The organism is Pseudomonas sp. KH_046_2, assembly GCF_057838985.1.
The window spans coordinates 5,277,765-5,290,659 of record NZ_CM174480.1 but is presented as its reverse complement, the minus strand read 5'-3'; the positions used below and the strand labels follow the sequence as shown (position 1 = coordinate 5,290,659).

Here is a 12,895-nt window from a genome sequence, read left to right as displayed (position 1 = left end):
CCCGGACGTGGTCCGGGCCTTGCCGCAGCCTTGTCTGTCACCCGAACAAGAAGGAAACACGAGCATGTTCCATAAAAGCCTGACCCTCTCCGATTTCGACCCTGCGCTGTTCGACGCCATCCGACGCGAGGCGCAACGCCAGGAAGACCATATCGAGCTGATCGCCTCGGAAAACTACACCAGCCCGCAGGTGATGCAGGCCCAGGGCACCGAACTGACCAACAAGTACGCTGAGGGCTACCCGGGCAAGCGCTACTACGGTGGCTGCGAGCACGTCGATGTGGTCGAGCAACTGGCGATCGACCGCGCCAAGCAATTGTTCGGTGCCGGTTACGCCAACGTCCAGCCGCACTCCGGTTCCCAGGCCAACGCCGCGGTCTACCTGGCCCTGCTGCAAGCGGGCGACACCCTCCTGGGCATGAGCCTGGCCCACGGCGGCCACCTGACCCACGGTGCCAAGGTCAGCTCGTCCGGCAAGCTGTACAACGCCGTGCAGTACGGTATCGACGGCAATGGCCTGATCGATTACGACGAAGTCGAACGCCTGGCCGTCGAGCACAAGCCCAAGATGATCGTCGCAGGCTTCTCGGCCTACTCCAAAACCCTGGACTTCCCGCGCTTTCGCGCCATCGCCGACAAGGTCGGTGCTTACCTCTTTGTTGATATGGCTCATGTTGCCGGACTGGTCGCCGCTGGCCTGTACCCGAACCCGCTGCCGTATGCCGATGTGGTCACCACCACCACCCACAAGACCCTGCGCGGCCCACGCGGCGGGTTGATCCTGGCCAAGGCCGATCCGGACCTTGAGAAAAAACTCAACTCGGCCGTGTTCCCGGGCGGGCAGGGCGGGCCGCTGATGCACGTGATCGCGGCCAAGGCGGTGTGCTTCAAGGAGGCGCTGGAACCGGGCTTCAAGGAGTACCAGTTCCAGGTGATCAAGAACGCCCAGGCGATGGCGGAAATCTTCAAGCAGCGCGGCTACGACGTGGTTTCCGGTGGCACCGACAACCACCTGTTCCTGGTCAGCCTGATTCGCCAGGGCATCACCGGCAAGGACGCTGACGCCGCCCTGGGCCGCGCCCATATCACCGTGAACAAAAACGCCGTGCCGAACGATCCGCAGTCGCCGTTCGTGACCTCCGGCCTGCGCATCGGTACCCCGGCAGTCACCACCCGTGGCTTCCAGGTGCCGGAGTGCCGCGCGCTGGCGACCTGGATCTGCGACATCCTCGACCACCTCGGCGATGCCGATGTCGAGGCCCAGGTGGCTAAACAGGTGGCGGAGCTCTGCGCGCTGTTCCCGGTTTACCCGGCCTGATCACGAAACAGGGTTTGAGGCGGAGTCGACTATGTCGCTAAGTGTTTTTGATCTGTTCAAGGTGGGCATAGGCCCTTCCAGTTCGCACACGGTCGGGCCGATGCGCGCTGCCGTGCGCTTCGTGGAGAGCCTCAAGGCTCAAGGGCTGCTGACGCAGGTGGAGAGCCTTCGGGCCGAGTTGTATGGCTCGCTCGGCGCCACCGGCAAAGGCCACGGCAGTGACAAGGCCGTGCTGCTGGGGCTGGAGGGCGAGTACCCGGACACCGTGGACACCACGACGGTGGAAGCGCGGCTGGCAAAGATCCGGGGTTCCGGGACGCTGTCGCTGCTGGGCGAGAAGACCATCCGGTTCGTCGAGAAAGAACACTTGGCGATGATCCGCAAACAGTTGCCTTACCACCCCAACGGCATGATCTTGCGGGCCTTCGATGCTGCCGGGTTGCAGCTTTGCAGCCGCGAGTATTACTCGGTGGGCGGCGGTTTCGTCGTGGATGAGGAGGCCATCGGCGTGAACCGCATCGTCGAAGACCGCACGCCGCTGCGTTATCCCTTCCTGAGCGGTCGCGAGCTGTTGGCGCAATGCACCCAGCACGGGCTTTCGGTCAGTCAGTTGATGGCCGAGAACGAGAAGGCCTGGCGCAGCCCGGAGCAAATCCGTCAGGGGCTGTTGCAGATCTGGCAGGTGATGCAGGACTGCGTCCTGGCCGGGTGTCGCAACGAAGGGATCATGCCTGGAGGGCTCAAGGTCAAGCGCCGTGCGGCAGCGCTGCACCGTCAACTCAATGCCACCCCGGAGGCGAACCTCAGGGACAGCCTCTCGGTGCTCGACTGGGTCAACCTCTACGCCCTGGCGGTGAACGAGGAAAACGCCAGCGGCGGGCGCGTGGTCACGGCACCCACCAATGGCGCAGCCGGCATCATCCCGGCGGTGCTGCATTACTACATGCGCTTTATCCCAGGCGCCAACGAGGACGACGTGGTGCGCTTCCTGCTCACTGCTGCCGCTATCGGCATTCTCTACAAGGAAAACGCGTCGATCTCCGGGGCCGAAGTCGGCTGCCAGGGCGAGGTCGGGGTGGCCTGTTCAATGGCCGCCGGGGCGTTGTGCGAGGTGCTCGGTGGCACGGTGCAGCAGGTCGAGAACGCTGCCGAAATCGGCATGGAGCACAACCTCGGGCTGACTTGCGACCCGATTGGCGGGTTGGTCCAGGTGCCCTGCATCGAGCGCAACGCCATGGGCTCGGTCAAGGCCATCAATGCCGCACGCCTAGCCTTGCGCGGCGACGGCCAGCATCACGTCTCACTCGACAAGGTGATTCGCACCATGCGCCAGACCGGCGCCGATATGAAAAGCAAATACAAAGAGACCGCCCGCGGCGGCCTGGCCGTCAACATCATCGAATGCTAGGAATCCCCCATGTCTACCGAACAACTACAAAAAACCGCACTGCATTCCCTACACCTGGAACTCGGCGCACGCATGGTGCCTTTCGCCGGCTACGACATGCCGGTGCAATACCCACAGGGCGTGCTCAAGGAACACCTGCACACTCGCGAGCAGGCTGGCCTGTTCGACGTCTCGCACATGGGCCAGATCCGCCTGCACGGCGCCGGCGCGGCCAAGGCCCTGGAAGCCCTGGTGCCGGTCGATATCGTCGACCTGCCGGTGGGCATGCAGCGTTATGCGCTGTTCACCAATGACGACGGCGGCATCCTCGACGACCTGATGGTCGCCAACGCCGGCGACCACCTATTCCTGGTGGTCAACGCGGCCTGCAAGGATCAGGACCTGGCCCACCTCAGGCGGCACCTGGAAGGCCAGTGCGAGGTCGAGTCGCTGTTCGACAGCCGCGCCTTGCTCGCCTTGCAAGGCCCGCTGGCGGCCACGGTGCTGGGCCGCCTTGCGCCCGAGGTCAAGGCCATGACCTTCATGCAATTTGCCAGTGTGAAGTTGCTCGGTGTCGACTGCTACGTCAGCCGCTCGGGTTACACCGGTGAAGATGGCTACGAAATCTCCGTGCCGGTGCAGGACGCGCAGATGCTTGCCCGTTCCCTGCTGGCCGAGCCCGAAGTCAAGGCCATCGGCCTGGGCGCCCGCGACTCGTTGCGCCTGGAAGCCGGCCTGTGCCTGTACGGGCATGACATGGAGCCGCGCACCACGCCGATCGAGGCCAGCCTAGCCTGGGCGATTTCCAAGGCCCGCCGTGCCGATGGCGTGCGCGCCGGTGGCTTCCCCGGTGCCGAGCGCATCCTCGCCCAGCAGCGCGATGGCGTGCTCAGCAAGCGCGTCGGCCTGTTGCCCAAGGAGCGGGTGCCGGTGCGCGAAGGTGCACTGATCGTCAATGCCCAGGAACAGGTGATCGGTCGTGTCACTAGCGGCGGTTTCGGCCCAAGCCTGGGCGGGCCCCTGGCGATGGGGTATGTGGAGAGCGCGTTTGCCGCGCTGGAGATCGAAGTCTTCGCCCAGGTGCGCGGAAAGCTGGTGCCGATGCTCGTGGTCCGCACGCCCTTCGTGGCGCAACGTTATTACCGTGGCTGAAGGCCTTATTGCTGGAGCATGATCATGAACGAAACCCTGTCTGTCGCCACTCGTCCACAGCCCCTGCAGGCCGGGGTGAAGCTGCGCGGCGCCGAGAAGGTGGCACGCATCCCGGTGAAGATCCTGCCCACCGAAGACGTGCCACGCAAGCCCGACTGGATCCGCGTGGAAATCCCGACTTCGCCCGAGGTGGCGCGGGTCAAGGCATTGCTGCGCAAGCACAAGCTGCACAGCGTCTGCGAGGAAGCGTCTTGCCCGAACCTGGGCGAGTGCTTCTCCGGCGGCACGGCGACCTTCATGATCATGGGTGACATCTGCACCCGTCGCTGCCCCTTCTGCGATGTCGGCCACGGTCGGCCCAAGCAGCTGGACGTCGACGAGCCGAAGAACCTGGCCATCGCCATCGCCGACCTGCGCCTGAAGTATGTGGTCATCACTTCGGTGGACCGCGATGACCTGCGCGACGGCGGCGCCCAACATTTCGTCGATTGCCTGCGCGAGATCCGCAGGTTGTCGCCGGGTATCCAGCTCGAAACCCTGGTGCCGGACTACCGGGGACGCATGGACGTGGCGCTGGCCATCACCGAACAGGAACCGCCGGACGTGTTCAACCACAACCTGGAAACCGTGCCGCGCCTGTATAAGGCCGCGCGTCCGGGCTCGGATTTCGAGTGGTCGCTGGATTTACTGGAGAACTTCAAGCAGCACGTGCCGGGGGTACCGACCAAGTCCGGGCTGATGCTTGGGTTGGGCGAGACGGACGATGAAGTGATCGAGGTGATGCAGCGCATGCGTGAACATCAGGTCGACATGCTGACCCTGGGGCAGTACTTGCAGCCATCGCGCAGTCACTTGCCGGTGCAGCGTTTCGTGCACCCTGACACCTTCGCCTGGTTTGCCGAACAAGGGTTGAAGATGGGCTTTAAGAATGTAGCTTCAGGTCCGTTGGTGCGGTCTTCGTACCATGCCGACAAACAAGTGTCTGCTGTTGTATCTACAAGTCAATTAGGAGTGAACGATTACTTGAAAATGTAAATGCGAATATCAAGAATTTCAACTGCCTGTGGTGACTAGTGCCATCGGTAGAAAGTCATTGCGATGATGCAACTCATAAAAACAATCATGATTCAAATAGTGGGGCTCAAAAAATGACAAGTAATGCGCCATCTTCGAAATCGGCTGGACAAGAAAGCGATCTAAAACGCAGTTTGTCTAACCGTCATATACAATTGATCGCTATCGGGGGGGCCATTGGTACGGGCCTGTTCATGGGGTCAGGCAAAACCATCAGTCTGGCAGGTCCTTCAATAATCTTTGTCTATATGATTATTGGTTTCATGCTGTTTTTTGTCATGCGCGCCATGGGTGAGTTGCTGCTGTCGAATCTCAATTACAAATCTTTTATCGACTTTTCTGCGGATCTACTAGGCCCTTGGGCTGGCTATTTTACCGGCTGGACCTATTGGTTCTGTTGGATCATCACTGGCATTGCCGATGTCATCGCTATCTCCGCCTATTCGCAGTTCTGGTTTCCCGATATTCCTCAATGGGGACCAGCTCTGGCCTGTGTGGGCCTGCTACTGTCGCTGAACCTGATCACCGTAAAGATGTTCGGAGAGATGGAGTTCTGGTTCGCGATGATCAAGATCGTAGCTATTTGCGCCTTGGTCTGTACTGGCGTCTATTTGGTAGCGTCTGGCTTTCAATCACCGACCGGAAAAATTCCGACTGTAAGCAATCTGTGGAATGACGGCGGTATGTTTCCTCATGGACTCATGGGCTTCTTCGCCGGGTTCCAGATCGCGGTCTTCGCATTCGTCGGCATCGAGTTAGTGGGGACGACAGCTGCTGAAGCGAAAAACCCAGAGCACACTCTGCCACGCGCCATCAACTCCATACCGATCCGAATCATCATTTTCTACGTGTTCGCGCTGATCGCCATTATGGCGGTGACCCCTTGGCGCGACGTGGTGGCTAATAAAAGGTTCTTCACGGAGTCCCGGGAAACACAGAAACAAGAACGCCGATTTGATTGATGATGTTCGTGCGAGCAAACACATCTAACAAACCGGCGTTCTTATGCGTGATATTAATACTTTCCTTCCCTTTTGGGAGGGCTTTTCTGTCGTTACGATCAAGCCCGATGGCGATACGCTACAGATCGACCTGATGCCTCACGCCACCCGGTTTCCTTCCTGTGGCGGCTGCCAACAACCGTGTTCAACCACGCATGAGTACTGCCAGCGAGTCATTCGTGATTTGCCCATTCTCGGCCGAGCAGTGCGCCTCAGCGTGTTGCTCCGACGTGTCGGGTGTCGCGACTGTGGCAAACGCATGGAAGCGGTCAGTTGGCTGGATCGCTATGCCCGCATGACACGCCGCCTGGCCGAGGCCGTCATTCAAACCTGCGAGCGCCTGCCCACAAAACACGTGGCTCAACTGTTCGGGCTGCATTGGGACAGTGTGCGGTTGCTGGAGCGTCGAGCCTTGCAAGCGGCGCTGAGTGTTTTGCCAAAGGCGCAGCCACGGCGCCTGGTAATGGACGAATTCGCGCTGTTCAAAGGTCATCGTTACGCCAGCGTCGTGCTGGACGCCGATACCCGGCGAGTGCTGTGGATTGGCGAAGGTCGCAGCCGTGCGGCGATCAGGCCATTCTTCGAAGAGCTGGGCCCAGAGGGTTGCGCTCGCATCGAAGCGGTGGCGATGGACATGAACACCGCTTTTGACCTGGAGGTTCGTCAGCACTGCCCAAAAGCGCGCGTGGTCTACGACCTCTTCCATGTGGTGGCCAAATATGGCCGAGAGGTGATTGATCGAGTCCGCGTCGATGAAGCTAATCGGCTACGTCATGACAAGCCTGCCCGAAAGGTCATCAAGCAAGCGCGATGGCTGTTGCTGCGCAACCCGCAGAACCTGAAAACGCCGGAGCAACAGGTGCGTTTGGAGGATCTGCTGGCGGCCAACCAAGCGTTAATGACGGTCTATTTGATGAAGGCTGAACTCAAAACGCTTTGGACACCGAGCACCGCCTGGGGCTGGCGATCAGCCTGGCAGCAATGGCTGCGCCATGCGCATGAAAGCGAAATACCGCCTCTGATCCAGTTTGCCAAACGACTGAAGGGTTACTGGCGGGGCATCGTCAGCCGGGTTCGCTGGCCGATGCATACGGGCCAGTTGGAAGGCATCAACAATCGAATCAAGGTCATCAAGCGGATGGCGTACGGTTACCGGGACAGCGAATTCTTTTTCATGAAGATCAAGAGCGTCTTTCCCGGTAATCCGTGAAGAACCTAATAAAAGCCCCTTTGTTGAACTTTTCCTGATTGCGGGCCTTCCCGCCGCCGCTGCTATCATTAACTTTGTGGTCCTGACGTCAGCCGCGTCGTCCGCCAACAGCGGGGTTTTCTCAACCAGTCGGATGCTGTTCGGCCTCGCCCAGGAAGGCGATGCACCACAAAACTTCAAGAAGTTATCCAAGCGTGCGGTTCCGTCCAACGGGCTTGTTTTCTCCTGCATTTGTTTGTTGTTAGGTGCCTTGCTGGTTTACCTGATCCCGAACCTGATGGCGGCCTTCACCCTGATCACTACGATCTCCGCGGTCCTGTTCATGTTCGTCTGGTCGATCATTCTGCTGTCTTATTTGTCTTACCGAAAAAACCGGCCGGAACAGCATAAGGCCTCGAAGTTCAAAATGCCCGGAGGTGTGTTTATGGCGTGGGCGTGCTTGGGCTTCTTCGCTTTTATCATCGCGTTACTGACGCTGGAGGCCGATACTCGCGAAGCTCTGATCTACACCCCGTTGTGGTTTATTATGCTGGGTGTGTCCTATCAGTTTGTACGTAAAAGCAAACTTCAGACAACACATCTTCAGCTTGGGGAAAGACAAGAAAGCCAGGCTAATTGAGTTATGTTAAGGACGTCCGACTGAGTCATAGGGCTGTCTAAAACTAGTCCAGACATGGTGTGCACTTAAACTAGGTGTGCACCATTTTTTATTCTATAAGTGAACTTTTCATGCAGCGACAACGATGTTATCCACTGCAAATCTTTCAGAGTGCCTCTAAGCAAACAATTGGATGGACGCCCCCGTCCATAATCGCATCACTGTGTAAGGCAACAAGAAATTAAAAACTGTTATAGTCAGGCGTCAACCATGAAAATCGTACATAAAGTTGGTTTAGCTGCCGCCACAGTGCTATTCCTCACGACAGGTTTACTGTCGATGTCACAGGTCAGCGCCGTCAGGGGCAGTATCGTTTCGAGGGAGACCGCAAGCATCTCCGCCATCAGCAGCACCTTGGCTCGGCAGATTGAAAACTGGCTAAACGGAAAGTTACGTATCATCGATCTGATGGCCGAAACCATTGATAGCGACTACAGCCCGGAAAAAATCCAACTCATCGTTGACAGACCGCTTCTGAAGAAAGAGTTCCTCCTGGTATTCGGTTCGCTGCAAGCAGATGGTAAACCGATCAAGAACAGCAATGATTGGAACCCAAGCTCAGATTGGGATGGCCGTAAGCGCCCATGGTATGGCGTTGGGCGTGATAGTGCTCAGGCTGCCTTGACTGAACCATACGTTGACAGTACCTCCGGCGAAGCCTTGATTTCTGCCGCAACCAAAATCACTGACCATGGAAATTTCCTTGGTGTGTTTGGCGGTGACATCAGCCTGAAAGTCGTAGCCACTGCGCTTAACACCATGGACTTTAATGGTTCTGGTTATGCGTTTCTGATGAGCAAAAGCGGCAACATAATTTCGCACCCAGACGCTAAATTTAACGCTAAGACCTACAGTGAGTTGTTCGGCGGCAAGAGCCCGGCTCTTGGCCAGGAGCTTCGCGAGGTGAGTACCGGCGGTAAGGATTATTTGGTGTCCTTCACCCCCCTTACCAACCTGAAAGGCCTCGATTGGTACATTGGGGTGGTTCTGGACAAAGACATTGTGATGGCTGAAGCAGACAATCTTAGCCATCGCGCTGTGATTGCAACCATCCTCGGGGTTCTCATCAGTTTGATTCTCCTGGGCTTGCTCATGAAGCGCTTGCTCATGCCGCTCGATAGGCTCCATCGCTCGCTGATTGAAGTGAACAGTGGAAATGGCGATCTGACTCGCCGGCTTCCAGACACCGGGAATGACGAAATCGCTCTGGTGTCCAAGGAGTTCAATAGCTTCCTTCAAAACCTGCAAATCATGATCGGTGAGGTCAAAGGCAGCGCTCTCTTAGTCCGTAAACGCGCCAACGAGACATCCGACGAAGCAACGCAGTCTTCTGGTCGTTTGCAGCAGCAGTTACAAGAGCTCGATCAGCTCGCTACAGCCATGCACGAAATGGCCTCTACGGCAGAAGAAGTCGCACGCAACACACAGGGAGCTGCACAAGCAGCGAAAGCGGCCAGTGCAGAAGCTGAAAGCGGACTGCATGTCGTGGCTCAGTCCACGTCCGCAATACAGAACCTGGCAACTGAAATGGACTCGACCAGCCAGTCAATCAATGAGCTGGCCAAGCTGAGTAACAACATCGGCTCGATTCTCTCTGTAATCACCGCTATCGCCGATCAGACAAACCTGTTGGCACTCAACGCAGCAATCGAAGCTGCCCGTGCTGGTGAGACCGGCCGGGGCTTTGCTGTCGTGGCTGATGAAGTCCGCTCGCTTGCGTCAAGAACTCAGCAATCTACGCAAGAAATCCGCGAGATGATCGACAAGCTCCAGTCCGGGGTTCGGGAAGCGGAAATGCGAATTCAGCACAGCCGTGATACCGCCAGCCAGACGGCAGTAGAAGCCGGCGCTGCCAACGACATTCTTGAGCGAATCGGTTTAGCGATTACTCGCATCAACGATATGAACCTGCAAATCGCCACAGCAGCTGAAGAACAAAGCGCAACCACAGAGGAAATCAACCGCAACACCACGAACATTCGTGATATCTCTCATGAGGTATCCCGTGGTGCGGAAGGTCAGGTTCACCAATGCAGCGCAATGACAGATCAGGTTGGTCAGCAAGATCAGATCCTGGGGCGTTTCAAGGTTTAAATTTCTAGCAGCCGAAATCAGGAAACGTGCAGATGGGAGTCTATTGCACGTTTTCCAAGGTAGCCTTACGAATGTTTGGCTGGTTAAAAGAGAACCGGAAGATCGGTACGCGCTACGACAAGCTGGCGAAACGCTTTGACGCAATGGTCTCACTAGCTTGCGCCATGCGGTGTTTGCGACATTACTTTTCGTACACAACCTAGGTACGATTTTTTCCGAATTCTGCGGGCTCCCCAATGAGAGACCACTTGGGGTGGAGGCGCTTCCAGATCTTCCGTGGTAGAGCCCAGCTGTGCGGCAGTAGCTCAAGTAATCGCACTCGCCCGCTGCGTCAGCAGGCAGTTAGCAGCCCTGGCAGGCATGTGATTAGCATTCATGCACTCCTGAGTAGCAGGGTAAGAAGAGGCGGAACGAGTACAAATCAACCTGAGGATTTCCATCGCTGGTCAGTGCCAATGCAACTGCTGGTCAATGCGAATGCAAATGCCTGGTCAAACGATGTATGTAACTGCAAAGGCTATGCGGGCGTAGGCGGCCCGGCCTATGCCGGTGTTGGCGGTGCTTGTTATGCGGGTGTCGGCGGCGCCCAGCACGACGGCGTTGGCGGTGCTCAGTACGACGGCGTTGGCGGTGCCAAGTACGATGGTGTTGGCGGCCGAGCATACAGTGGCGTTGGCGGCCCAGCTTATGACGGCGTTGGCGGCCCTTGTTATGCGGGTGTCGGTGGGCCTTGCTATTCAGGAGTTGGTGGCGGAAATAGCTGCCCAAGCGCTTGCAAGTAATTAGGGAAGCGCTGATCAATTTACCTAATCGCGCCTCCTCTCGTTTCCAAGCCGTTTTTTCAACCAACCAGTGCCCGGTTTCAGCCCCGATTTCGCTGGTTGGCGGGTCAGCGGCCTGTGCTGGCGTTGTCGCCCTGACCACGCTGTAGTTCGCGCAACGGGGACCAAGTCCCGTCCGATTGATCGCAGTGCTACGTCACGCCAATTTGTTCCTCATTTGCTTGTGCACGGCGTGAGCTTCCTCTGACAACCACGAGTCTCCGATTGTCCTGGGAACGCAGAACAGGTGCCGTTTACCGGCGTATAGTTTCTCAGTCACAGATCCGGCTTTTTTGCCGAGAGTTACGACAGCGGCAGGATCAAGAATTTCGAGTGTGGGCCCCACTATGAGATCCCATGCAGCCTTCCTCGCCGCCACCGGCGGCATCTTGTCTCCTCGTGTCCGGTAAGGGACCACGTTCATGTATGCGACCTCATCGACTGTCCTTCCCGCTGCTAGCAGCGTCGGCCCTAGAATCCGCCAAAGATTCCAGCATTTAACAATCGGTACGAAGGACTGGTTTACACGCTCAAAGCCCTTTGAAATCTCCGCATTCTTGGAGTTTTTGAACTCCATCAGCAAAGGATAAAAGACCTCATCCTCCTGGGTGCGCTCCGTGTACGCATCACCGCCGCCTCCTGGGTTGATAGCAAGCAGCAAGAGCCCTCTCCCAGGCTGATACTGATCCCCAACGTAGCCTGAAAACATCGTTGCGGCATCGTCTGGAAGATTGATTGGCGCACACGCGGCATCGGCATCGCCAAAAATCTCATTACGCGAGATCTGTACGAGACCGTGAAAATGACGGGCCAGGGTTTCGCGAAATGGCATTGACTCACCTCGAGTTGGATTAACGTAAACGTTAGACGTAACCAGCGGCGGAGCGAGTCGGTGCTGTTTTCATGGGCGTTTGCGAATGAACGCTCCTGACCGACTCTGTTGAAAGAGTAGCTCCCTGTCTCGCCTGCGGCATTAACCTCGCGTCAGCAAGCGGGAGCGCACGCAAGATGATGGAGAGGCTACCCGACACACTGAAACTGTAGGCAGGAGGCTGTACATTTCGGTGCTTTTTGGATGGCCGATTGGCAATTTCGAGGGGGAATAAAGAGACAAGTCAACGCCTGTTTTTGCGCCCGAAAACGAGGGGCAAAGCCGCTATTTAGGACTGCTGAAAAATCAAAATATTGGGGCATGATAAAGCGCTACCAGGGTGAGCGCCCGCGTGTGGGTGCTGGAGAAGCAAGTCACCGAGGAAGGCCGCGACAAGCTGTAGCCGTCGAGTGTGCTCGACCTGTCGGGCGCCGAAACCCGCAGCAACCAATCTAGAAACCAACACCGCGCCCGAGCACGCCACCGTCGGCGTCGGCGACCTTGATGCGCTGTTCGACGACGTGCTCGCCGAAGTCACCGGCGCCACGGCGGCGCCTGCCCCGCGCGCGGCCGGCGAACCCCTGGGCAGTGAGGCGAAGCACACCGTCAGCGCCCTGGACTACGCGATCAACAGCCTCGGCGCGCTGTTCGGCGGCGGCCGGCTGAGTTCCGGGCTAGCCTTCGATGAGGACACCTACGCCAAGGCCAAGCCGCTGTTTGCCTCGGCCGTGGCTAACTTGAAGGAGACCAGTAGCGACCTGCGCGACGCGATGCGCGCGGTGGTCCGGCTGGTGGTCGAGTGCTTCGGCGCGGACACCGCCAACAACATGAAACCGTATGTCGTGCGCTTTATCGCGGACGTGCGCGACGGCAAGGCCAACCTGCAAGGAGATACCGATGAGCGCGCAACGCTACGCGGCGATGGCCCGCAAGCACTGGAAAACCTGGCTGCCGAAGATGACGGCGGAACTGAAAGCGGACGGGGACTGGGAGTCGACCCTGCAAGTGACCGGCAAACAGGCAGCGGCGCGGGTGCTGGAGCTGATGCAGCAGGGCTTCCCGCAGTGGTCGGCGGAGGAAGTGGCGCTAAGCGAGCTGATCCTGCTAAAACCGGAGGTCGGGGCAAATCAACCCGAGTGGGAGCGCGCGGAACTAAGCAAGCTGGAGGCCGAGTACCAAAAAATGATGAAGCGGGAGCGCGAGATCGACGAGACGGACGAGTAACCATCGACGGCGCGCCGGTCGGCACCCCCAACATCCCTGCGCGCAACTTCCAGATCACCGACGTTAACCGCCTCGGCTAGGGCGG

8 protein-coding genes and 4 pseudogenes are annotated in these 12,895 nt (G+C 58.2%); 11 read left to right on the top strand and 1 reads right to left on the bottom strand.

Going from position 1 to position 12,895, the window contains the following annotated elements; translation table 11 throughout:
* Nucleotides 1–64 precede the first annotated feature (64 nt).
* The 10 genes and pseudogenes from glyA to AC3IX1_RS23985 all read left to right on the top strand — a co-directional run.
* Complete coding sequence (gene glyA, locus AC3IX1_RS24030; protein ID WP_489386071.1) at nt 65–1,318, top strand: serine hydroxymethyltransferase; 1,254 nt, start codon at nt 65–67, stop codon at nt 1,316–1,318.
* A gap of 31 nt (nt 1,319–1,349) precedes the next feature.
* Nucleotides 1,350–2,726 (top strand): L-serine ammonia-lyase, encoded by a 1,377-nt coding sequence (locus tag AC3IX1_RS24025; RefSeq protein ID WP_489386070.1) that lies wholly within the window; start codon nt 1,350–1,352, stop codon nt 2,724–2,726.
* Between the two features lie 9 nt (nt 2,727–2,735).
* Nucleotides 2,736–3,857, top strand: coding sequence for a glycine cleavage system aminomethyltransferase GcvT (gene gcvT / locus AC3IX1_RS24020; protein ID WP_489386069.1), 1,122 nt, complete (start codon nt 2,736–2,738; stop codon nt 3,855–3,857).
* Between the two features lie 24 nt (nt 3,858–3,881).
* Nucleotides 3,882–4,892: a lipoyl synthase gene (gene lipA / locus AC3IX1_RS24015; protein WP_489386068.1), complete on the top strand. Its 1,011-nt coding sequence runs from the start codon at nt 3,882–3,884 to the stop codon at nt 4,890–4,892.
* A gap of 113 nt (nt 4,893–5,005) precedes the next feature.
* A pseudogene (locus AC3IX1_RS24010) lies at nt 5,006–5,854 on the top strand (amino acid permease); the annotation flags it as partial.
* Between the two features lie 82 nt (nt 5,855–5,936).
* Nucleotides 5,937–7,142, top strand: a complete 1,206-nt coding sequence (locus AC3IX1_RS24005) for an ISL3 family transposase (RefSeq protein ID WP_489384767.1) — start codon at nt 5,937–5,939, stop codon at nt 7,140–7,142.
* 4 nt (nt 7,143–7,146) lie between these two features.
* A pseudogene (locus AC3IX1_RS24000) lies at nt 7,147–7,761 on the top strand (amino acid permease); the annotation flags it as partial.
* A gap of 249 nt (nt 7,762–8,010) precedes the next feature.
* Nucleotides 8,011–9,036 (top strand): annotated as a pseudogene (locus AC3IX1_RS23995) (HAMP domain-containing protein); the annotation flags it as partial.
* Nucleotides 9,037–9,051: 15 nt separating this feature from the next.
* On the top strand, nt 9,052–9,894 hold the full coding sequence (locus tag AC3IX1_RS23990; protein WP_489388781.1) for a methyl-accepting chemotaxis protein: 843 nt from the start codon (nt 9,052–9,054) through the stop codon (nt 9,892–9,894).
* Nucleotides 9,895–9,962: 68 nt separating this feature from the next.
* Nucleotides 9,963–10,097: pseudogene (locus tag AC3IX1_RS23985) on the top strand (IS5/IS1182 family transposase); the annotation flags it as partial.
* 775 nt (nt 10,098–10,872) lie between these two features.
* Here AC3IX1_RS23985 and AC3IX1_RS23980 read toward each other — a convergent pair.
* A complete protein-coding gene (locus AC3IX1_RS23980; protein ID WP_489386067.1) occupies nt 10,873–11,547 on the bottom strand; it encodes a uracil-DNA glycosylase family protein in 675 nt (224 codons plus the stop codon).
* A gap of 449 nt (nt 11,548–11,996) precedes the next feature.
* Here AC3IX1_RS23980 and AC3IX1_RS23975 point away from each other — a divergent pair, with 449 nt between their 5' ends.
* Nucleotides 11,997–12,890: a hypothetical protein gene (locus AC3IX1_RS23975; protein ID WP_489386066.1), complete on the top strand. Its 894-nt coding sequence runs from the start codon at nt 11,997–11,999 to the stop codon at nt 12,888–12,890.
* Nucleotides 12,891–12,895: the final 5 nt, after the last annotated feature.